Genomic DNA, 22,902 nt, shown 5'->3' with positions numbered 1-22,902 from the left:
GCATGAAAAAGCCCAAAGTAAACAACAGCTACTTTGGGCTCAAATTCTCAAGCGAGTTGTGTTAGTTCACCCTATGGGCGAGTAACAAAACCTACTGCTTCGTATGCTTTTTTCAGTGTCACTGCAGCACGTTCAGAGGCTTTTTCAGCACCGGCTTTCATTACTGCGTCCATGTAGGCACGGTCAGCACGGATACGGTGATATTCAGCTTGAATCGGCTCAAGCATCTCAACCAATGCTGCGCCTACGTCTTTCTTGAACGGACCGTACATTTCAACGCCTTGGTACTGCGCTTCGATCTCTTCGAACGTTTTACCCGTCGCTGCAGAGTACAGACCCATTAGGTTAGAGATACCCGCTTTGTTTTCCCAATCGTGAGCAATGCGTGGTGGTGTTTCTGCATCGGTTTGCGCTTTGTTGATCTTCTTGATGATCGACTTAGGCTCTTCTAGCAGAGTAATCACGTTCTTACGGTTGTCGTCTGACTTAGACATCTTCTTCGTCGCGTCTTGCAGGCTCATTACACGTGCATTCACTGTTGGAATGTAAGGTTCTGGTACTTGGAAGATTGGCGTTTCAGGACCGTAGATGTTGTTGAAGCGAGTTGCGATATCACGCGCTAGCTCTAGGTGTTGTTTCTGGTCGCTACCTACAGGTACTTGGTGAGCACCGTAAAGCAGGATGTCTGCAGCCATCAACACTGGGTAGTCGTATAGGCCTACGTTTACGTCGTTTGAGTGACGTGCAGACTTATCTTTAAACTGAGTCATACGGCTCAGTTCACCCATTTGTGTGTAACAGTTAAGAAGCCAACCAAGTTGAGCATGCTCTGGTACGTGTGACTGAACAAATAGCGTGCTCTTCTTTGGATCAACACCGACAGCAAGACAGATTGCTAGTGCGTCTAGAGTCGCTTCATGCAGTGCTTTCGGATCTTGGCGAACCGTAATTGCGTGAAGGTCTACAACACAGTATTGGCAATCGTAATCATCTTGCATCTGTTGCCATTGACGTAGAGCACCCAAGTAGTTACCGATACTTAGTTCACCAGATGGTTGAACACCACTCAATACGATGGGCTTGCTCATGGTTTTAATTCCTTTGCTTATTCGCTAAGTTTATTGAACGCTTAGCTTCTTAACTTAAATATAGAAAAGCCGCACAGCTCTTCTGTACGGCTCATCCAGTGTACTCATTGATAAGTATTTTGCTAGTAGGTTAGCTAACTTTTGTCCGCTTTATGCTGAAACTAGAACGACATCTAGTAATTGCGCGACGTTATCCACGACATAGTCAGGGTTTGATGCTGAAATCGGCTCGCCGTGGTTATAACCGTAAGTCAGACCAAACGAGTGACAACCTGCATTCTTAGCCGCTTTAATGTCGTTGCTTGAATCGCCAACCATCAACATCTCTTCCGCTTTTACATTGTGCTTTTCTAGCAACCAGTTCAGAGCGACTGGGTTCGGTTTTTTCTCTGGGAAAGAGTCGCCACCCAACACATCAACAAAGTACTTATCAATACCGTGTTGCGCCAGTACGTCTGGTACAAACTTCGATGGCTTGTTGGTAACCAGCGCCATAGTGAAGCCGGCTTTATCCAGCTCAGCCAGCGTCTCTTTAACCGATGGGTAAAGGTGACTTAGCTTGTGACCGCCCTGCTCATAGAAATCATCAAACAGGATGCGTGCTTTTTTCAGTAGCTCTGGCTCTAGGCTTGGGTCAACCGTCAAGTTACGGCTGAGTGAACGTCCGATAAGAACATCAGCACCATTACCTACGTAGTCGCGAACTTGTTCTTCGCTCACTGAAGGGAAACCCAACTCCTGACAAGCTTGGTCAGCAGCAACGGCCAAATCAGGCACGCTGTCTAACAAGGTTCCATCCAAATCAAAGGCGATCAGTTTTATTGAGCTTAATGACATCTTACTTTCCTATTTATTATGTTCGTCTTATGAGTTGAGCTATAAGACGTAAAAAAGGGGCAAATTAGCCCCTTAATATTCAATCTATCTGTAGTTTTACGATTATGCGTTTACTTTTGCAAGCTCTGCACGCATCTCATCAATCACTTCTTTGTAATCTGGTTGATTGAAGATAGCTGAACCCGCAACGAACATATCTGCGCCCGCTTCTGCGATTTCACGGATGTTATCAACCTTCACGCCGCCATCAATCTCAAGGCGAATGTCACGGCCTGACTCATCAATCAGCTTACGAACAGCACGTAGTTTATCTAGCGTGTGCGGAATGAAAGATTGACCGCCGAAGCCTGGGTTCACAGACATCAGTAGAATCATGTCTACTTTGTCTAGGATGTAATCTAAGCAAGAAAGCGGCGTTGCAGGGTTAAGAACCACACCCGCTTTACAGCCGTGCTCTTTGATTAGCTGTAGAGTGCGATCGATGTGCTCTGAAGCTTCAACGTGGAAGGTAATCATTGATGCGCCGGCTTTAGCAAACTCAGGCACGATGCTGTCTACTGGCTTAACCATAAGGTGAACATCGATAGGAGCCGTAATACCGTAGTCGCGCAGCGCTTTACAGATAGGCGCGCCAAAAGTCAGGTTAGGTACGTAGTGGTTGTCCATCACATCGAAGTGCACAACATCAGCACCAGCTGCGAGTACTTTTTCTACGTCTTCACCAAGACGAGCAAAATCTGCAGACAAAATCGATGGAGCGATTAGAAAATCTTTCATACCAAACCTCTTAAGAGTGAGTAAATTGCGAATATCACCGCCTTGTGACATCTCATATACAAATACAAGACTCAATTCCAAGACTATTTGGTGTGCAATTCTACCTAAGCAACTAAGCAGATCCTAGCAGTTCGAAAGATTAGTTTATGAAAGTACCCGTTGGTCACTCAATTTAATGAGTTCGAGGGTTATGTTGGCCGCTACAATTCTTCTGAAGCGTGTTGCTGGTTTTTCTCTTTATGAAAAAGTGCCAGTAACTCATCGACTTTATTGCGCCCTGCGCCATTACGGCTAATGGTGCGCTTAACCTTGACCACGTTCAGTTCTGCACCATGGTATAAACGGCGCGTTAAGGTGGTGTCATGGTTTGAGATCAAGACAGGGATGCCTCGTTCCATCGCTGCTTTTTCAGCAACATCCGCCAGTGCAGCTTGGTCATCTAAGCTAAAGCCATTACCTGCGTAAGAGGTAAAGTTTGCCGTGTTCGACAGTGGTGCGTATGGAGGATCGCAGTAAACCACACAGCCTTTGCGCGCGCGGCTAAAGGTTTCATGGTATCCCTCACAGACGAAGGTGGCTTTTTTCGCTTTCTCGGCAAAAAATTCCAGCTCAGCTTCTGGGAAGTAAGGTTTTTTATAAGAACCAAATGGAACGTTAAAACCGCCCTTCTTGTTGTAACGACATAGGCCATTGAAGCCAAATCGGTTCATATACAAGAAAGCCAATGAACGATACATGACGTTATCTGTACCATTGAACTCAGCGCGAATATCTAAGAAGGCTTCTTTACGGTTGTTCTCAGGACAGAACCAGCGCTTCGCTTCCGTGATATAAGTTTCAGGATCGGTTTTAAGCAGGTTGTACAGGTTGATAAGATCGGGATTGATATCTGCAAGCAGGTACTGTTCAAAGTCAGTATTCAGAAATACTGAGCCGGCACCGACAAACGGTTCTACCAATTTACGAGCAGGTGGCAGGTGACGTTGGATGTCTTCAACTAGGCCATATTTACCACCAGCCCATTTTAGAAAGGCACGCTGCTTTTTCATTTACTGCTCTATCTATCAACTCAAAAATAAGGCTGCGGAATGTAACATATTTTGAGGCTAAGCTCAGGGTTATTTCGCACGTTCTATCTCTCGATGCACTTGATTCATCGATTTTGCCCAAGGTTCCAACTGTTGAAGGGGTTTTGATAACGCACTTACCGCGTCTCTCGCCACTTGAATCGTTGGGTAATCTTGATAAGTGATAATAAACCACTTGGTGTCGTTGCGAAGTGTTGGGTAAATACGAACCTTGTTCTCAAGGTCATACTCTTCAATGAAAGACTGTACGTCGTCCAATGAGGTCATCGCACTCAACTGCAAAGTATAAGCTCGCGGAGAGATAGCTTGTAACTCTTCGCGAGAAAATGAGAATGTAATTTTCTTAGTCGGTGGCGTGGACTGTGTTAGGTCTGTTGCTTCATCGGCTGAAGGCTGTGACTCCACTTTGTCTGCATCTGATTGCGAACTCACCGCGGCACCTGTGTTTTCTTCAACAGCAGCATCAATCGCACTGGTATCGGCACTTTCAGGTTTATCATCAAGCAAGGCATCAACCACATCAGAGGTGATTACGACACGCTGCTGATCTTGTTCGACTTCCCCAACACTCGCGGTATCTTCAACGACAGTCGGTGGCAAAGATGAGCTGTCGTCATCAGCACCTTGATAACTCATGTCAGCTTCGGCTTCAGAATCGTCCATTCCGTCGATTCCAGCTTGCTCGGTACCACTTTCCACTTCAAAAGTTGGGATAGCTGTCTGTTCAATCGGAGCGATAAGAGATTGCGCTTTATCGTCAGGGGTTGGTTGACTGAACATCCACCAATAACCACCACCAATTAAAATCAACAGCAAGGCCACCACAATCGCGATATTGATGGGTGAGCCAATAATTGAGCGAATAATAATCCTTTTTTCCACTTTCAATTCTCCTAAAGCCATTAACTCACCGGGCAGAGGTTGCGCTTTATTAAACGCACGTCGCACGCAAGTTTCAGACTCATCATCAACATATCGAATCACCAGTGATTCAAAGAAATGTTCAGCTTCTGGTTGCGAAAGGTCATCGATCTCAAGATCGATAGGTTTGTGTTGTTGACCGTAGCTCAAACGCGTTAATAACGTATCTAAGTGGCCAGGTTCCGAGAAGAGAACGATATTGATCGTCCATTGAGGGTTTGATTGAGCTTCCAGTACCAACATCCATAATTCGGATACCAATAGCTCAGAAAGTCGTTGGGCATCATCAACGACGATAACCACATTACACGGTTCTCCATCCAGTAACCTTGTTAGGCTATCCGATAAAGAATCATGTTGATTAAACAGGGGATCAGAAACAATTTGGCTAAGAATGAGCGCACGGCGTTGTTGATCGTCTTGGCTTGGATGACAAAGCAGTAAACACTGATTTTTTTCTGTCGACCATGCTTCAAGATAACGCTGAGCCAACCAAGATCGGCCAGAGCCAGCTTTGCCCGCCACCGTCACAAGGTTTGAACCAAAGTTAGTCAAAAGCTGTAAGCGCTCTAGCAGCTCAACTTGAGATTCTAACTCTAATACTCTTAATTCATGAGCCAAACTCATTGGGGATCCCTACTGATAAGATCGATCAGTAAAACGCTTCAGTTGCCTAGAGTTTAGCTAGGCAACCTCACAACCAAATTTAAAGAGTACGGCAGAAATCGATCGCTTGTTTAATGATGTCTTGAGGCACATCAGCAACCACTTCAGCAGTACCAATACTTGTTGGTAATACCAAACGCAACTGACCAGACAGCACTTTTTTATCGCGCATCATGTGCTTCATAAAGTCTTCAAAAGACATGCTTTCTGGCGTATGGATTGGTAGTTTCGCATTCTTGAGTATAGAAATAATTCGCTCAAGTTGCTGCTGAGAGATCAGTCCCTGTAATTGAGCTGTTTTAGCTGCCATTACAGTGCCTGACGACACAGCTTCACCATGTAGCCAATTACCATAGCCTAGTTCTGCTTCAATCGCATGACCAAATGTATGACCTAGGTTCAATAACGCTCTGATTCCTGACTCTTTTTCATCTAGAGCCACCACTTCAGCCTTAATTGCACAACAACGAGCAATCGCGGTAATCAGTGCTTCTTCATCAAGTTGATAAAGTTTCTCTAGATTCTGCTCCAACCAATCAAAGAAGGCTTCATCGTAAATGATGCCGTATTTGATCACCTCAGCAATGCCCGCTGCAAACTCACGCTCTGGAAGCGTTGATAAACAGTTGGTATCGATGATCACAGATTTCGGTTGGTAAAAAGCGCCGATCATATTCTTACCAAGAGGATGGTTTACTGCGGTTTTACCACCAACAGAAGAGTCCACTTGAGAAAGAAGGGTCGTCGGGATTTGAATGAAATCAATACCGCGCTGGTAACAAGAGGCAGCAAAACCGACCAAGTCACCGATAACACCACCTCCTAAAGCAATCACCACCACATCGCGGCTGTAATTTCCTTCAAGCATATAGCTCATCACTGAATTGAACGTTTCAAGGGTTTTGTACTGTTCACCGTCTGGCAGCTCGAGAAGAGATGTCTGACAGCCGACTTGATCCAATAGCGATAAAATTTTATCAGCATAAAGAGGCGCTACTGTCACATTACTGATAACAACAACTTTCTGCTTACCTGATAAAAAAGAAAGGTACGCCGGGTCTTCAAATAACCCGGCGCCAATAGAGATAGGGTAGCTACGCTCAGCTAGATTGACCGTAATCCGTTCCATGGGTTTGCTCTCCGAAAAAATGAACTTAACGTTCTTCTAGCATTTTTACGATCTGGTTGGCTACCACTTTTGCACTTTGGTCGTCAGTACGAACTGTGTAGTCCGCCACTTCTTCGTATAGTGCGTTGCGAGATACAGCTAGATCTTCTAGCACATCACGCGGGTTGTCTGTTTGAAGTAGAGGGCGTTTCTTGTCGCGGTTAGTGCGAGCAAGTTGCTTTTCAATTGTTGTCTCTAGGTATACAACAATGCCTCGTGCAGATAGACGGTTACGGTTTTCTTTGCTCAACACTGAACCACCACCTGTCGCAAGAACAATACCTTGTTCTTCTGTCAGATCATTGATTACAGATTCTTCGCGCTTACGGAAACCTTCTTCGCCCTCAACATCAAAAACCCATGCGATGTCTGCGCCAGTGCGCTCTTCGATCACAGTGTCAGAGTCTAGAAACTCCATATGAAGTTGGGAAGCTAGGTGTCTACCAATTGTACTTTTGCCGGCGCCCATTGGGCCAACAAGAAAAATATTGCGTTTCTCAGCCATGTTTTTAGCAGTAATTTACAACGTTAATTCAATGACATCGCCACAAGGTAGGTCAGTACAAGTACTGAAATTAAAAGGCCCGTGGCACCGATTCCTCACAGATAATTCGTGATAAGACCCGAAATTATCAAGGTTAGGTGCCACTAATGCAACTTTATTTTTAATCTAATTGTTCATTACTGAATCACAACTTTGGGTGTGACAAAAATAAGTAGTTCACTTTTACCCACATTTTCATAGCTGCGACGGAACAATGCGCCCAAAACTGGCAGGTCCCCCAACAGAGGAACTTTATCCACTGTACTGCTCACGCTGTGCTGAAATATCCCGCCAAGCACGACAGTTTCACCATTATTAACAAGCACTTGCGTACCTATTCTTTGCGTATCAATGGCGACCGCTTCACCGGTTCCAGTTTTTACCACTTGCCCTGGCCTATCTTGAGTCACGCTCAAATCCAACACCAAACGATTATCGGGCGTGATCTGCGGTGTCACCTTAAGACTCAACACGGCTTTCTTAAATGCAACCGACGTAGCGCCACTTGAAGATGACTCTAAGTAAGGAATTTCAGTACCTTGCTCAATATAAGCCGGCTTTTTATTGGTGGTGATTAAGCGTGGACTAGAAATGATTTCAGCTTTTGACTCTTGTTGCAGTGCCGACAGTTCAAGATCGAGTAAGGTATCTGAACCCAGTTTGGCCACCTGAAACGCAATACTCGAGGCGTTCGGCGATGTTGCCCCTAAATTGACGTTGAGATAGTCATCAATCACGCTGCTGCCGCTATCGTCGTCATACGGCGTAATCGCTGATGGGTGGTTACCTTCGATTGAGCCACCAACGGTGAAGCTTCCGTTGGTTGAGGAAACGCCCCAGCGCACGCCAAGCTCATCAAGATTACCCTCAGTAACCGTGACAATACGTGCCTCTATCTGTACCTGCTTCACGGGAATGTCTAACGATTCAATGATGCCTCGGATCACGGCAATGTTTTCTTCCAATTCACGAATGAGCAGTGAGTTGGTGCGCTCATCAATGGTAATCGAACCACGATCGGACAACATGCTGACCGCACCTTCACCTCCAATCATGTCAGCGATGTCGGTGGCTTTAGCAAAGTTAATCTTGATGATTTCCGATTTAAGCTCCCCTAACTCCTCTTCTAAGCGCGATTTCTCTAACGCTTGTTGCTCTCGAAGGTCGAGCTCCGCTTTCGGCGCGACCAAGATAACATTGCCATCAACACGCTTATCCAAGCCTTTAACTTGCAAGATAATGTCGAGAACTTGCTGCCAAGGTACGCCATCTAAGCGTAACGTCAGGTTTCCGGCTACCGAATCAGACACCACGAGATTGAAGTCGTTGTAATCGGCAATCAGTTGCAGGACATTTCGTACCGGGATATCCTGGAAGTTAATCGATATCAGCTTGCCCTCTTTCTCTAGAACGCTTTTTTCTTTGGTCGCTTCATCGAGCACCGGTTTGCTGATCACCACCTCAATAAAGCGCCCCTTTAGGTTGTATTCATACTGATAGTCATTGCTAATCGTCGCTAGAAGCCGAGTGCTTGGTGTCTCTTTATAGACTTCAATGCCTTCAACCAAGGTAGCGAAATCCTTCACATCCAGCAGGTAGAGCTTGTCATCATCAACTTGAGTATTGATTAGCTCGATACTTAACCCTTCCTGAGCTCGTTGAACATCCACCACTGCTGTGCTGGTCGCCAGCTCAATAATGATGACGGCGTCTTTATCCTTATTGACCCTAAAATCAATATTCTCCAATTTGTTCGGTAAGCTCTCGGCATGGCTGAGCACGCTAACAACCAACATCACAGACACAGCAAAACCTTGTAGAGCCTTGCTCACTAATCCACTTATTCCTTTAATCATATTTACATCTCATATCCACATCATGTGACATTGGTTTACTTCAGAGCCAGCCTAACGTTGCGCTTATGCCAACAACCTAAGCCATCTGGAAGAGTTTCATTAATCTGAACGTATTGGCTCGTCACCTTAGTAACTCGGCCATTGTTTAAGCCGATAAACTGGCCTTTCTTGACGTTTACCACGTTGCCTTTGGGTGTTTGCACTAAGCCAAACACGCTTGAGCCACTGCCCATCACGCCTCTTAAACGAAGCTTACTCAGCGGGTACTTCTCTAACTTGCCATTACGAGAACGGGCGCTGGGTTGCCAACAGTCTTTCTTAACCAAGGGTTGGTTTTGCACAATGGCTTCTTTAGGCAGTTCAAAGGGAGGACGCAAAGATCGGCGCTGATAAGTCGCCGCCGTGAATTCAGTTGCTGGGACAAGTTGCTCGACATCTTTTCTCGCCTTGGCTTCAACCTGCGCCACAAAATCTTGCAGTGAGTCTTGATTAGCTTTGCAGCCTGACAACGCAAGCATCAATACGATTGAGTAAAACGCGCTATTGGGTTTCATCATTAACCTCCGATTTAAACTGGTAGGTATAAGCTCGAACCCTAAAGTGCAGCGTGCTACTTTCTTGACTGACTCGCTGCCAATTCACATCATCAAAGCTAATAATACGCGGCAGCTTGGCGATGGCAGCAGAGAAGTCACCAATCTCGTGATAGTCACCTGTCAGCTCTATATTGAGAGGCAATCGATAGAGAAACTCCTTATTCTGCTTTTGCCCCCAATCGATTCGTGTGAAGGTCAGCGAGTTATCCAAGCCGAGCTCATTCACGGAGGCCAACATGCTCGCTAACTCCTTTTGAACGGGCAGCTGCTCTAATAGATAATCGTAGCGACTAGTTAGCTCATCCAACTGGCTCTGCAACTTAGGCAAGGCTGCAACCTTATTCGCCTTTATCCTCAAGGTCGTTTTTAAGGTCTGCTCCTGTTGCTTCATCTGTTTCAGTTCCTCGTCGAGCGGCAGCAGATACAGCCAAGTGCCAACACCTTGGATTAACACCATCAACACCAGAATCACGAGAAGCTGAGGCAACAATGGCCATTCGGTGATCTCATCAACATCGAGATCTTGCAAGCTCATCCTGTTTTGCCTACTAATCCTATTTTGAAGGTTAGCCATGATGCGCCCCCTTATCTTTTCTGCTCGCGGTTGTGTTTTCTAAAGACACAGGGCTAAACACAAAAGAGACCTTGAAGGTCTGAAACTCTTTATTGAAGCGCTTGCGGTTATGAACGATAGAGTGCATCTCGACCCCTTTCAAAGAATCTGAACGTTCGAGGTTGTCCAACATGGTGGCGAGACGAGCAGTGCTGTCGCTGATGCCCGACATTTCAATCTCCTGACCATTCATCTTTATCTTGTCGACATAGACACCCTCTGGAATCAGCTCCGGCATCAAGTTCATGAAGTCGGTGGTCTTATTACGGCCAAGCTGCAGCGACTCAACCACATCAAGTCGAGTCAGAATGGCTTTGTGTTCTTGCTCTGCGACTTTTAACGACTGAATTTGTCGGTCGAGCTCAGCAATGTACTGATTGAGGTAATTGAGGCGAGCTTGCTGCTTGGCTTGTTGATCGTGAAAATAGTGACCAACCGCCCATTGCCCTATAAGCGCAATGATGACGCCAAGAATGACCAGATGGATAAAACGCTTCTTGTGCTGAGCACGAATCTCATCACGCCACGGCAGCAGGTTAATTTGATGCAACATGCTTCTCTCCCTGCCACTTGAGCCCACTCATCGCCATACCCGCCGCGATACCAAAGTGTTGCCAGTCAATCGGCAGTCGGCGTCTCTTGGCGACCTTATTCTCAAACAGAGACAAAGGATTCAATGACTCGCAGCTCAACTGAAAATGGCGTTCTAGCTCTTCGGTTACCATAGGAATACTGGCGCCCTCGCCCATCAACCAAATCCCAGAAATAGGTTGTTGCGCATTTCCCGATGAATAAAGCTGCAATTGACGCTTGAGCTTCTCAATCAGGTTAACGATGAATTGATGTGTCTCTTCCATCGTACCGAACACGCTCTCGATATCACTCGGGTCATCTGAGCTGCGAAGATCTTGAGTGCCAAAGGCGATGTCTTTATAGAAAGGCGCCGAATTCTGCGGGATAACCCCTAGCGAGGTTTGGTCGATTCCAACATCCACCAGCAACCAGTTTTTCTTATCGGGATACAGGCGCGAGGCCAATTGCCAGATATTAAGTAGCCCATGCGCCTGTGTATCCACCACCACAGGTTTGAAGCCAGCCTTGGTTAATGCATCCGCTCGGCTATCCACAACTTCTTTACGAGTGGCGTATACCTGATAACTGCTTGTCGAACCTTTACCAAATCGTTTGTCTTCCAGCTTTACAAAATCTAAACTCAGCTCCTCGATAGGGAAGGGAGATTGATGGGCGAAGGTTTGATAGATAGAAAACTCTTTTTCTCTGTCTTCTAACTCACTCTCTATTTGCAGTACTTTGCTGATCACCGTGTTATCAGGTACCGAAATGGCGACGTTGCGACAGCCAAAAGGCAGTCCTTTCCTAAGTTCTTTAAGTTTCTTAACAGTTTTCTGATACTCCAAAGTATGGTTAGCTGTAAAAATGTCGTCCGAAATCGGCAGCTCTTTGTATCCCACTAGGGCATACAACTCCCCCACGGGTTTTAGTACCACGGCTTTGATGCTGTGATGATTTATATCTATACCTGTAATTAATGATGAACCCATGTGACCTAGCTCCTGAAGTGCCAAGCATTTCGTTGATTATCTAGGGGTTGTGATTATTAGTTAAATAAGCGTTAATAAACGAAAGCTAAGTTTTTAGCCTAGAGTACAAGGGTTTGCTGCTTATCAGCCTTAACTAATCAGGGATTATCCGGTGAAGTTCATAAAGCGATTATTCATATTTACATTGATTTGCATGATTCTTGGAGTCAGTACAATTTTCGGGTTTTATTTTTACGTAAAACCAGAGTTGCCTGATGTTGCCACTTTGCGCGACGTAGAACTCCAAACGCCGATGCAAGTCTTCAGTCAAGACGGTAAGCTGATCTCTCAATTTGGTGAAAAGCGTCGTAATCCAGTCACTTATGACGAGATTCCTCGCCACTTAGTTGAGGCTCTGATTGCCACCGAAGATAGCCGTTTCTATGAACACCCAGGTATTGACCCAATCGGTATCACACGTGCAGCACTCGTGGTTGCAATGTCGGGTTCAGCCAAACAAGGTGCTAGTACCATTACTCAGCAGCTTGCGCGTAACTTCTTCTTATCTAATGAGAAAAAGATTATGCGTAAGATCAAAGAGATCTTCATTGCGATCCACATTGAGCAACTTCTTAGTAAAGAAGAGATCATGGAGCTTTACGTCAACAAGATCTTCCTTGGTCACCGTTCGTATGGTTTTGGCGCGGCAGCACGTGTTTACTTCGGTAAAGATCTTCCTGATCTCACGCTGAGTGAAATTGCGACCCTTGCGGGTATGCCAAAAGCACCTTCGACAATGAACCCTATTTACTCTGTTGAGCGCGCGACTAACCGTCGTAACGTTGTATTGCGTCGTATGTTAGACGAGAAATACATCACTCAAGCAGAGTTCGATGACGCTCGTAGCGAAGAGCTTATCTCGAAATACCACGGTGCAGAGATCGAACTGAGCGCGCCATATGTTGCTGAAGTTGCACGTGCTTGGATGGTGGAACGCTATGGTGAAGAAGCTTATACATCAGGCATGAAGGTCTACACGACCGTTGATTCGAAACTGCAAAAAGCAGCGAACCAAGCCGCAATTAAGAACCTACTTGGCTACGATGAGCGTCACGGCTACCGTGGTGCTGAAAAAGTATTGTGGCAGACTGCGCAATCAGCGTGGGATCAAGAACAAATCGTTAAACACCTTAAGTCTCAACCAACCTATGGTGACCTAGTCCCTGCTGTTGTTACCGCGGTTGATTCGAAAAGTGCTCAAATTTGGGTTAAGAACCAAGGTGAAGGCACTATCGAATGGCAAGGCATGAACTGGGCGCGTAAATTCCTAACGGATAACCGCCAAGGACCAGCGCCTTCTCAAGCGAAAGAAATTCTGGCGGTTGGTGAACAAATCTGGGTTCGCCATGAAGCCGTTACCGGCGATGAAGTCTCTGAAGAGCCGACAGAAGAGTCAGCGACTGCAGAATCAGAAACACCGATTGTATGGCGACTAAGCCAAGTACCGAATGCGAACACAGCATTTGTTGCAATGAACCCGAACAACGGCGCGGTATTGTCGATGGTCGGTGGCTTTAACTTTGTCCACAACAAGTTCAACCGTGCAACGCAATCTATTCGTCAGGTGGGTTCTGGTATCAAACCCTTTATCTACTCAGCAGCGATTGAGAAAGGCTTAACGCTAGCCTCACTGATCAACGATGCACCGATTAACCAATGGGATAAGAGCCAAGGTACCGCATGGCGACCAAAGAACTCGCCACCGACTTACGTGGGTCCAACTCGTTTACGTATTGGCTTAGCTCAGTCTAAAAACGTAATGGCGGTACGTGTACTGCGCGAAGTAGGTCTAGATGATACTCGTAACTACCTAACTCGATTTGGCTTTGATATTGATGAAGTTCCGCGCTCTGAAACCATTGCCCTGGGTGCGGGTAGCTTAACGCCAATGAAAGTAGCTCAAGGTTACTCAGTATTCGCTAATGGCGGCTACTACGTTGAACCTTTCTACATCAGCCGCATTGAGACACCATTTGGTGAGACTGAATTTGAAGCGACACCAAAAGTGGTTTGTAAAGACGATTGCCAACAGCAAATGACCTCAGACCCAATGGCTGATGAGTTTGCAGAGCAAGATGTGGATGCCAAAGTACAATACGCACCTCAAGTTATCTCTGAACAGAACGCATTCCTTGTTCGTGAAATGATGTACAGCAACATCTGGGGTGGCGGTGATTGGAGCGCAGGTACGGGTTGGAACGGTACAGGTTGGCGTGCACAGCCGTTGAAGCGTCGTGACATTGGCGGAAAAACGGGTACCACCAACGATTCGAAAGATACTTGGTACAGCGGTTACGGCCCTGGCATGGTTGCAACGGTATGGGTTGGTTTTGATAACCACAACCGCAACCTAGGCAGAACCAAAGCGAACTCAAATCTTGGTAAGAACCAAATTACGGGTGCAGAAGCTGGCGCGAAAACAGCAGAACCTGCATGGGTTGATTTCATGGGTACGGCGTTAGCGGGTGTTCCTGCTGAGCGTAAAGAGATTCCTGAGAACATCGTCCGTGTTCGTATCGACCGTGAAACTGGCTTACTGACCAACAAGTTCGATAGCTCATCGATGTTCGAGTACTTCGAGAAAGGCACAGAGCCAACTGAGTACATCACTGAACGTTTCAATGATGACATCTACTCAACGTCATCAGGCGAAGCAGTAGAAGAGCTATTCTAGCTAGGGTTTGTTGAACCTAGTAAGATGAACCAACAAAAAAGGGTTGATATGAATTCATATCAACCCTTTTTTTATATCTACATCTGAACGAACTCAACTCTAAACTCGAGTGCTAAGCCGTTTTTTCCAATTGAGTTCGGATAGCCTCAGCCAGTTGCTCAAAACGCCCCTTTAGCGGAGAGCCCGGTCGGTAGGCAACAACAATGCGACGTGAAGGTGTTGGATTCACCGCTGGCACGTAACACACGCCATCTTTCTGTTTTTCCTTTGGAACCGATAACTGAGGTAACAAGGTAATACCCGCCCCTGCCGCTACCATGTTACGCAGCGTTTCTAAGCTGGTCGCTTTAAAGCGCTCATCATCTTTGGCGCCCGCAGCAAAACAGAAGCCCAAGGCTTGGTCTCGTAAGCAGTGACCATCGCCCAGTGCAAGCACGGTTTGTCCATTTAATTGCAACATATCGACAGCGTCCTGCTGTGCCCATTCATGATCACACGGTACGGCAACGCTTAATGGTTCGTCATAGACATCAATCTCTTTGAACGCAGCCGTTTCATCTACCGCAGCCAGCACCAAGCAATCAAGCTTGCCATCTTCTAACTGGCTCACTAACTGATGTGTCTGAGCTTCATGCAGGTAAAGCTCAAGATCTGGGAAGCTCTCTTTTAGATGAGGAACAATCTTAGGCAAGATGTAAGGACCCACGGTTGGAATAAAACCAATGTGCATTGGCCCCGTCATCGCTTCACCGTGTCCACTCGCCATATCTTTAAAAGTTTTCACTTCATTGAGAATACGCTTGGCTTGTTCAACAAGTTGTAACCCTGATTCTGTAAATATTACCTTCCTTGGACTACGCTCGGTTAACTGAAGTCCAATTTCATCTTCGAGTTTGCGTATTTGACCGCTTAGTGTCGGCTGACTGACAAAGCACGCTTCTGCCGCTTTTCGGAAGTGTTTATGCTCTGCGAGCGCCACCAAGTACTCAAAGTCACGAATATTCATGATCAGTCTCTTACCTCAGGTTTTAATAAGAACAAGGGTTCTAATAGAAACATTTAAAAGAAAAAATGCTCTTGATAGAATTTACCTATCAAAACCATAACATCAAACGATTAGAGCTATCAAAGGATTTATCTAATAATGGGCTCAACGAAACGAAACAGAGCGAAGAAAAACGTTAAGCTCTGATAGAACAAAATTAAAAATACTATTTAAGGAAATCAATATGTTTGCATCTAAAGAAGGTCAATCAATCCCTCAAGTAACATTCCCAACTCGCCAAGGTGATGCATGGGTTAACGTAACTACTGAAGAGCTATTCAAAGACAAGACAGTTATCGTATTCAGCCTACCAGGTGCGTTTACGCCAACATGTTCTTCAAGCCACCTACCTCGTTACAACGAACTACATTCAGTGTTCAAAGAAAACGGCGTTGATGACATCCTTTGTGTTTCTGTAAACGACACGTTCGTAATGAACGCATGGAAAGCAGACCAAGAAGCGGAAAACATCACATTCATCCCTGATGGTAACGGTGATTTCACAGACGGCATGGGTATGCTAGTTGAGAAAAACGACATCGGCTTCGGCAAACGTTCATGGCGCTACAGCATGCTGGTTAAAAACGGCGTGGTAGAAAAAATGTTCATCGAAGAAGACGTACCAGGCGACCCGTTCAAGGTTTCTGATGCAGACACTATGCTGAACTACCTTGCTCCTGAGCACAAAGAGCAAGAGTCAATCACAGTGTTCACTAAGCCAGGCTGTCCTTTCTGTATGAAAGCAAAACAGAACCTAATCGACAAAGGTCTGAACTACGAAGAAGTGGTTCTAGGTAAAGATGCAACAACAGTAAGCCTACGTGCAATCTCTGGTCGCACTACCGTTCCTCAAGTATTCATCGGTGGCAAACACATCGGTGGTAGTGAAGAACTAGAAACTTTCCTAGGCTAATCGCTTCATCGCCGATATAGGCTTAGAAGTATCAGCTAACCCACCCTCTAGTGGGTTAGCTATTCCAAACACTCTTATCTGAGTTTTGGGAAAAAGAATATAGCTGGTGACTCGCCTGTCTTTTACTAACCTATAGTTAGCAATAAAAGCAGAGTCACAAGCTAAACCTAATAAAACAGAATCACAAAACTGACCCGTTATCCTGACTCTCAAAAAAATCACCAGAGTTGGAGGGGTTCGTTCAAACTAAATTCAGCCATTGCGAGAAAATTATTATGAAACAAGTCAATGTAGATGTAGCAGTTATCGGGGGCGGTACGGCAGGTCTAGGTTCTTACCGCGCTGCAAAAGCACACACTGACAGTGTCGTGATGATTGAAGGCGGCCCTTACGGTACTACCTGTGCTCGCGTTGGTTGTATGCCATCTAAACTGCTTATTGCAGCTGCAGAAAGCGTACACCAAATCGAGAAAGCTCCGGCTTTTGGCGTTCACCCACAAGGCGATATCGTGATTAACGGTCGTGAAGTGATGGAGCGAGTGAAGTTTGAGCGTGACCGTTTTGTTGGTTTTGTTTTAGAAGGCGTTGATGAAATCCCAGAGCAAGACAAGATCTCTGGTTACGCAAAATTCTTAGACGATAACACGCTACAAATTGATGACCACACGGTTGTCACCGCTAAGCGTATTGTTATCGCGACCGGTTCTCGCCCTGCATACCCTGCCGTTTGGAATGAGCTTGGCGATCGCCTGATCATTAACGACGACGTGTTCAGCTGGGATGATTTACCAGAATCGATTGCGGTATTTGGCCCTGGTGTTATTGGTCTTGAGCTTGGTCAGTCACTGCACCGCTTAGGTGTGAAGACCAAACTGTTCGGTTTGGGTGGTCAAGTTGGCCCAGTAACTGATCCAGAGATCATGGCTTATGCAGATAAAGCTTTCAATGAAGAGTTCTATCTCGATGCCGACGTGAAAATCGAAAGCATGAAGCGCATTACCACTGAATCGGGTGAGCCACGTGTCGAAATCCAGTTCATCAATAAACAAGGTGAATTAGAAACTAACGTCGTTGAATACGTACTAGCAGCAACAGGTCGTCGCCCTAACACTGACAAGCTTGGCTTAGAGAATACCTCTCTAGAACTTGATGAGCGTGGTGTTCCAATCGCTGACCACTACACGCTTCAAACATCGCTTCCATCAGTATTCATTGCGGGTGATGCAAGCAACCAACTGCCTCTACTACATGAAGCAGCTGACCAAGCACGCATTGCAGGTGACAACGCTGGTCGCTTCCCTGAGATTCGTGCAGGCCTACGCCGCTCTAAAATCTCAGCGGTATTCTCTGACCCACAAATCGCGATGGTTGGTGAAACGTACAAAGAGATCACTACCCGCTTAGGCACATGTGGCTGTTTCGCAACGGGTAAAGTGTCTTTCGAGAACCAAGGTCGTTCACGAGTGATGCTACGCAACAAAGGTATTCTGCACGTTTACGGCGAGCAAGGTACAGGCCGCTTCCTTGGTGCTGAGATGATGGGACCAAACGCAGAACACTTGGCTCACTTGTTAGCTTGGGCACACCAGAACAAGATGACGGTTTCTGAAATGCTAGACATGCCGTTCTACCACCCAGTAATCGAAGAAGGTGTACGAACAGCGCTACGTGACCTGAATGCGAAACTGCACCTAGGTCCAGAGATGGTGAAACACTGTCTGGATTGTGGCCCGGGCTGTTAATCTCAGACTAGCGCCAGTCAATTAGCAGTTAACAAACGTTAGATACTAAAAAGGAAAGCCATTGGCTTTCCTTTTTGTTTTTGGCAACGAGTAAACTATAGATTCCCGATTACGCTCCTTCGTCGCTCTCGGGAATGACAGCAATTTTCATACACGTCTAGGCGAAGCTAACCAGAATAACGGTGCTTTTCAAAACGCGTCTAAACTGAAGCAAATCAAAGTGACGCATCAGCTAAACCAAAACTAAACTCGTCATTCCAGAACCGAGGGACGAGGTATCTGGAATCTCTTGAAGCCATTGCGTCACTAAAAGCTTTAAGCAATTACTTCTCAGCAGCAATCACAGAGATCTCAACCAATAGCGCTTCGCGAGCCATGTCGCCTGTCACACATGCGCGAGCTGGAGCGTGGCCTTCTGGAACCCATGCATCCCAAACTGCGTTCATTTCTTGGAAGTCTTTCATGTCTTTCAAGTAAATCGTTGCTGACAGCATGTGCTCTTTGTCGCTGCCTGCTTGCTCAAGTAGCGCTTCCACTTTATCCAGCATCGTCTGTGTTTGCTCAGTGATGTCTTTGGTTGCATCAGCACACACTTGGCCACATAGGTAGATAGTGCCGTTGTGTTTCACAATACGGCTCATGCGTTGTTTGGTTTCTTGGCGCTCAATCATCGACTTTCTCTCTCTGTGTCACCGTGATCCAATATCTTGTGACGTGTTATTATCAGGGCAACAAGCATAACGCGAATCAAACCCAAGATGACATGCATTCATTGCAATAAAAGTGAAAAAATCCGTAACAAACTCGGTCGCTGCCAGCGTTGCATGAATCAGCTGATGGTGTTGTCGATTTTGAGTTGGGGAGTATGGTGGCTATTTTTCAGAGAAGACCCAAAAACCATCAATGCCATCGCGTTGATGATGGCCGCTTTCGCATTCAGTGGCTTGCTGTCGTTACATTGGATAATGAAGTTTGTCGTGCTGCCTTTAAGGAACAAAAAGCGTTAACAGAGAGACTTTGCTAGATAAGTGATAAAGGCTAGATAAGCGATAAAGGCTAGGTGCCCAATTAAATGACCCGACCTAGCAAGCCATCATCATTTCCCGAACAGCAGATAGAAAAAAGCCCCAGAACCAATCGATTCTAGGGCTTTCTTAGAAAATTCTAAGAAAAAGCAGTGGTACTTTAATAGACCGGGCTTTTCTTAGTTTGTTCCCAAAAAAGATCAGATTTTTGATCTTTTTTTTAGGAGCTATAAAATCAATGCCTTATGCAACATTAACCTTAGCAATTATCTGCTCTACCAAGTTCACTTCCAATGCCACTTCATCACACGCATGTTGACGAGGACACTGGTCACAATCTTTCAGTACCTTCTCAGGCAGCAGAGATTTCGATGTTGGTAAGAAATCATGCTTCATAAAGAACTCTGGAGTACGAGTCAGCACAAACACCTTCTTGATGGCCATTTGTCGCGCTTTCTCAACCAAGTGCTGCACAATTGCGGTACCCTGCCCTTGACCTTGCCAGCCAGCTTCGACACCCAGTGAACGGATTTCCGCTAGGCCAGAGTCATACACATAGAGTGATGCACAACCTGTCACCTCACCATGATGCTCTGCGACCGCAAACGAGCCAATATCACGCACCAGTTCATTACGAGAACGAGGTAGGTTTTCACCCATGTTCGCCCAGTAAGCGACCATACCTTCCAACGCTTCAATATCGGTCAGACGAGCAGGACGAACCTTGACGATGGACGTATCACGCTGTGATAAACGTTTCTCAGCTTGGTCAACCGCGTAAGCCACTTGCTGTGGAGATACACCGCCTAGCGCGCTACGTTTTTCAAGACACGATTCAATGGTCAGGATGTCATACACATCTTCCTCAATCACCTCAGAGAACTCTTTCATCTCTGCGATGGTTAATTCTTCTAATGCACAGCCTTTAGCAATCGCCGCCACTACCGTCACACCAACAATATGGTGAGCTTCACGGAAAGGAATCCCTTTCGCTACTAGGTAATCAGCCAATTCAGTTGAGTTCGCGTAGCCTTGTTTCGCGGCTTCAAGTGTACGTTCGCCGTTCACTTTAATGCCGTCAAAACAGAGTGCTGCCATTTCCATACAATCATTCCAAGTATCTAAAGCGTCGAACAGACCTTCTTTATCTTCTTGCATGTCTTTGTTGTACGCCAAAGGCAGAGCTTTTACTGTCATCATCATTGCCGCTAATGAACCGTAAACACGGCCAGTTTTGCCACGGATAAGCTCTAGCGCATCTGGGTTTTTCTTTTGTGGCATCAGAGATGAACCTGACGTCACGGTATCCGCTAACTCGATGAAGTTTGATTCACCTGAGTTGTAGAAAATCATATCTTCTGCAAGACGCGAAAGGTGAAGCATAGAGATAGAAGCAATCGACATTAGCTCCATCACATGGTCGCGGTCAGAAACTGAATCTAGAGAGTTGCGCGTTGCACGACGGAAACCTAAGTTGTGAGCTAACTCTTCACGGTCCATCGGGTAAGCTGTTCCAGCAAGGGCACCAGAACCCAGCGGACATGTGTCTAGACGCTTAATCGCATCATTCAAACGTGAATAATCACGCTCAAGCATTTCAACGTAAGCCAAGCACCAGTGAGCAAAAGTTACCGGCTGAGCACGTTGTAAGTGAGTGTAGCCAGGAAGCACGGTTTCTTGATGCTGAGAAGCAACGTTCACCATTTGGCTTTGTAGGCGATCCAATGCCAGTAGCAGTTGGTTACCTTGCTGACGACACCATAGTTTCAGGTCTGTCGCCACTTGGTCGTTACGAGAACGGCCAGTGTGAAGTTTTTTGCCCAAGTCACCGACTTTGCCGATAAGTTGCTGCTCAACCCAGCTGTGAATATCTTCTGCATCAGAACGTAGAATCTGTTCAGGATCTTCCATCACCTCAAGTTTTAGCTCATTCAGCGCTAACTCAAGCTTCTGTTGCTCTTCTTCTGTTAATACGTTGACCGACAGTAGAGCTTTAGACCAGGCAATTGAGCCCACAATGTCTTGCTCAGCCAATCGGTAATCAAAACGAAGAGAATCGTTAAAATCTTTGAACCGGGTGTCTGCTGCTTGGGTAAATCTACCGCCCCATAATGCCATTGTGTATCTCCTAATTGCACAGTGCTCACTGTTTTTGCAAATGATAATTCTGATTAAGATTCAGTATTTTTCTGATGGTTTAAACTTACGGCAATTCAAAATGAAAATAAAGTATTAATTCATTATTTTCACATATTTATTCACCAACAGTTCAATCCATTGATTATTTTTAGCGTGGAGCGCGAATTATATGCCATCCGATAGGAAAAACCGAAGCTGATTTATTAGGCAAATAGAAAGTAAAAAGCCCACTCACTAATCAATAGTGAATGGGCTTTGCATAATAATGTCTGTTTACTAACTTTCAATCTTTCATCAAAGGCTAGCTCACTAACTCATTGTTAGGATTACTTTTGGCTATTCAAAGCACGGATACGGCTTGATAGCGAGTAAAGGCGGATGAAGCCTTCAGCATGGCTTTGGTCGTAAACTTCATCTTCACCAAAGGTTGCAAACTCTTCTGAGTACAGGCTGTTGTCAGAACGCTTCTGAGTCACCGTTGCATGGCCTTTGTAAAGCTTGATAACCACTTCACCATTCACGTCTTGTGCTAGCTCTTCTGTCGCGGCAAGGATTGACTTACATAGTGGAGTGAACCAACGACCATCGTATACAAGGTGAGAAGCCTTAACACCGAGCTCTTCACGGAATTCGAATGCCGCTTTATCAAGAACCAGTTGCTCTACTGCACGCAGTGCTTCCATCATGATTGTGCCACCCGGAGTTTCGTAACAACCACGAGACTTCATGCCAACAAGACGGTTCTCTACGATATCGATACGACCAACACCGTGCTTAGCACCTTTCTCGTTTAGGTAAACCAGTGCGTTGTATGGCGTCATTGTTTCGCCATCAACCGCAACCACTTCGCCTTTTTCAACTTTAAGCGTCACTGTTTCAGATTCGTTTGGCGCTTGCTCAGGGTCTACAGTCCAAGCCCAGCAATCTTCGTTAGGTGCATTCCATGTGTTTTCTAGAACGCCGCCTTCTGTTGAGATGTGCCATGCGTTTGCATCACGCGAGTAAATCTTAGTAAGAGAAGCCGTACAAGGGATGTTACGCTCAGCCAGGTAATCTAGACACTCTTCACGACTCACTAGATCCCATTCACGCCATGGTGCAATTACGTGTAGATCAGGTGCTAGTGCAGCAAATGCGCCTTCAAAACGAACTTGGTCATTACCTTTACCAGTACAGCCGTGACACAGTGCGTCTGCACCTACTTTACGTGCGACTTCAACCTGTGCTTTCGCGATGATTGGACGCGCCATCGACGTACCTAGTAGGTATTTACCTTCGTAGTAAGCGCCCGTTTTCAGCGTTGGGTAGATGTAGTCAGCAACCATCTCTTCTTTAAGGTCTGCGATGTAACACTCAGATGCACCAGAAGCTTTTGCTTTCTCTTCGATACCAATCAACTCTTCGTCGCCTTGACCAACATCCGCAACAAACGCAACCACTTCACAGTCATAGTTCTCTTTCAACCATGGAATGATTACTGATGTGTCTAGACCGCCAGAGTAGGCTACTACAACTTTCTTTACGTTAACTTTGCTCATTTTCTTTCTCCTAGTTTCCATACTGCACATGGCGGTCAGCGTTGGAAATGACTTCATAATTATATGTTTAT

20 protein-coding genes and 1 pseudogene are annotated in these 22,902 nt (G+C 45.8%); 5 read left to right on the top strand and 16 right to left on the bottom strand.

Annotation, left to right across the window (positions count from 1 at the left end; translation table 11 throughout):
- Nucleotides 1–71: 71 nt before the first annotated feature.
- The 12 genes from trpS to pilM form a co-directional block, all read right to left on the bottom strand.
- Nucleotides 72–1,088: a tryptophan--tRNA ligase gene (gene trpS, locus AB4138_RS03325; protein ID WP_016796005.1), complete on the bottom strand. Its 1,017-nt coding sequence runs from the start codon at nt 1,086–1,088 to the stop codon at nt 72–74.
- A 150-nt stretch (nt 1,089–1,238) separates the two neighbouring features.
- Nucleotides 1,239–1,925: a phosphoglycolate phosphatase gene (locus AB4138_RS03320; RefSeq protein WP_372304970.1), complete on the bottom strand. Its 687-nt coding sequence runs from the start codon at nt 1,923–1,925 to the stop codon at nt 1,239–1,241.
- Between the two features lie 102 nt (nt 1,926–2,027).
- Nucleotides 2,028–2,702, bottom strand: a complete 675-nt coding sequence (gene rpe, locus AB4138_RS03315; protein ID WP_010435263.1) for a ribulose-phosphate 3-epimerase — start codon at nt 2,700–2,702, stop codon at nt 2,028–2,030.
- 200 nt (nt 2,703–2,902) lie between these two features.
- Nucleotides 2,903–3,751 carry a Dam family site-specific DNA-(adenine-N6)-methyltransferase gene (locus AB4138_RS03310; protein ID WP_017061122.1) on the bottom strand — a complete coding sequence of 283 codons (849 nt, stop codon included), beginning with the start codon at nt 3,749–3,751 and terminating at the stop codon, nt 2,903–2,905.
- A 69-nt stretch (nt 3,752–3,820) separates the two neighbouring features.
- Complete coding sequence (locus AB4138_RS03305) at nt 3,821–5,338, bottom strand: AAA family ATPase (RefSeq protein ID WP_017068836.1); 1,518 nt, start codon at nt 5,336–5,338, stop codon at nt 3,821–3,823.
- Nucleotides 5,339–5,417: 79 nt separating this feature from the next.
- Nucleotides 5,418–6,506, bottom strand: a complete 1,089-nt coding sequence (gene aroB, locus AB4138_RS03300; protein ID WP_017061124.1) for a 3-dehydroquinate synthase — start codon at nt 6,504–6,506, stop codon at nt 5,418–5,420.
- Nucleotides 6,507–6,531: 25 nt separating this feature from the next.
- Nucleotides 6,532–7,050 (bottom strand): shikimate kinase AroK, encoded by a 519-nt coding sequence (gene aroK / locus AB4138_RS03295; protein ID WP_017061125.1) that lies wholly within the window; start codon nt 7,048–7,050, stop codon nt 6,532–6,534.
- 176 nt (nt 7,051–7,226) lie between these two features.
- On the bottom strand, nt 7,227–8,945 hold the full coding sequence (locus tag AB4138_RS03290; RefSeq protein WP_032545762.1) for a type IV pilus secretin PilQ: 1,719 nt from the start codon (nt 8,943–8,945) through the stop codon (nt 7,227–7,229).
- A 35-nt stretch (nt 8,946–8,980) separates the two neighbouring features.
- Nucleotides 8,981–9,499 (bottom strand): pilus assembly protein PilP, encoded by a 519-nt coding sequence (locus AB4138_RS03285; RefSeq protein ID WP_017063694.1) that lies wholly within the window; start codon nt 9,497–9,499, stop codon nt 8,981–8,983.
- Complete coding sequence (locus tag AB4138_RS03280; RefSeq protein WP_017061128.1) at nt 9,486–10,115, bottom strand: type 4a pilus biogenesis protein PilO; 630 nt, start codon at nt 10,113–10,115, stop codon at nt 9,486–9,488. The genes AB4138_RS03285 and AB4138_RS03280 overlap by 14 nt, the downstream gene beginning before the upstream one ends.
- Nucleotides 10,108–10,707 carry a PilN domain-containing protein gene (locus AB4138_RS03275; protein ID WP_017061129.1) on the bottom strand — a complete coding sequence of 200 codons (600 nt, stop codon included), beginning with the start codon at nt 10,705–10,707 and terminating at the stop codon, nt 10,108–10,110. Before AB4138_RS03275 ends, AB4138_RS03280 begins: the two co-directional genes overlap by 8 nt.
- Nucleotides 10,691–11,716 carry a type IV pilus assembly protein PilM gene (gene pilM, locus AB4138_RS03270; protein ID WP_017061130.1) on the bottom strand — a complete coding sequence of 342 codons (1,026 nt, stop codon included), beginning with the start codon at nt 11,714–11,716 and terminating at the stop codon, nt 10,691–10,693. Before pilM ends, AB4138_RS03275 begins: the two co-directional genes overlap by 17 nt.
- Before the next feature lie 151 nt (nt 11,717–11,867).
- On the opposite strand from pilM, the gene AB4138_RS03265 reads away from it, so the two are divergent.
- Nucleotides 11,868–14,429, top strand: a complete 2,562-nt coding sequence (locus tag AB4138_RS03265; RefSeq protein ID WP_032546261.1) for a penicillin-binding protein 1A — start codon at nt 11,868–11,870, stop codon at nt 14,427–14,429.
- Between the two features lie 112 nt (nt 14,430–14,541).
- On the opposite strand, the gene oxyR is transcribed toward AB4138_RS03265, so the two are convergent.
- A complete protein-coding gene (oxyR, locus tag AB4138_RS03260) occupies nt 14,542–15,435 on the bottom strand; it encodes a DNA-binding transcriptional regulator OxyR (protein ID WP_372304967.1) in 894 nt (297 codons plus the stop codon).
- Here oxyR and AB4138_RS03255 point away from each other — a divergent pair.
- The 3 genes and pseudogenes from AB4138_RS03255 to AB4138_RS03245 all read left to right on the top strand — a co-directional run bounded on the left by AB4138_RS03255 (nt 15,434) and on the right by AB4138_RS03245 (nt 18,129).
- A pseudogene (locus AB4138_RS03255) lies at nt 15,434–15,614 on the top strand (hypothetical protein). The gene oxyR and the pseudogene AB4138_RS03255 overlap by 2 nt on opposite strands.
- A gap of 44 nt (nt 15,615–15,658) precedes the next feature.
- Entirely contained in the window at nt 15,659–16,387 is a 729-nt protein-coding gene (locus AB4138_RS03250) for a glutathione peroxidase (RefSeq protein ID WP_017061133.1), read from the top strand.
- Nucleotides 16,388–16,662: 275 nt separating this feature from the next.
- On the top strand, nt 16,663–18,129 hold the full coding sequence (locus AB4138_RS03245; RefSeq protein ID WP_372304965.1) for a dihydrolipoyl dehydrogenase: 1,467 nt from the start codon (nt 16,663–16,665) through the stop codon (nt 18,127–18,129).
- A gap of 323 nt (nt 18,130–18,452) precedes the next feature.
- Here AB4138_RS03245 and AB4138_RS03240 read toward each other — a convergent pair whose 3' ends face one another.
- Nucleotides 18,453–18,800, bottom strand: coding sequence for a RidA family protein (locus AB4138_RS03240; RefSeq protein WP_004729674.1), 348 nt, complete (start codon nt 18,798–18,800; stop codon nt 18,453–18,455).
- Between the two features lie 87 nt (nt 18,801–18,887).
- Between AB4138_RS03240 and AB4138_RS03235 the strand changes: the two genes are divergently transcribed.
- On the top strand, nt 18,888–19,136 hold the full coding sequence (locus tag AB4138_RS03235) for a DUF3624 domain-containing protein (protein WP_050642919.1): 249 nt from the start codon (nt 18,888–18,890) through the stop codon (nt 19,134–19,136).
- Between the two features lie 261 nt (nt 19,137–19,397).
- Here the strand turns inward: AB4138_RS03235 and argH are convergent, their stop codons facing one another.
- On the bottom strand, nt 19,398–21,272 hold the full coding sequence (argH, locus tag AB4138_RS03230) for an argininosuccinate lyase (protein ID WP_017061136.1): 1,875 nt from the start codon (nt 21,270–21,272) through the stop codon (nt 19,398–19,400).
- A 347-nt stretch (nt 21,273–21,619) separates the two neighbouring features.
- The gene (locus tag AB4138_RS03225) at nt 21,620–22,831 is read right to left on the bottom strand and encodes an argininosuccinate synthase (protein WP_017061137.1); all 1,212 of its coding nucleotides are present in this window, start codon (nt 22,829–22,831) and stop codon (nt 21,620–21,622) included.
- Between the last annotated feature and the right edge of the window lie 71 nt (nt 22,832–22,902).

Source organism: Vibrio sp. 10N.286.52.C3 (assembly GCF_041468865.1).
Lineage (GTDB): Bacteria > Pseudomonadota > Gammaproteobacteria > Enterobacterales > Vibrionaceae > Vibrio > Vibrio crassostreae_C.
This window is presented reverse-complemented; position numbering and strand designations above follow the sequence as displayed.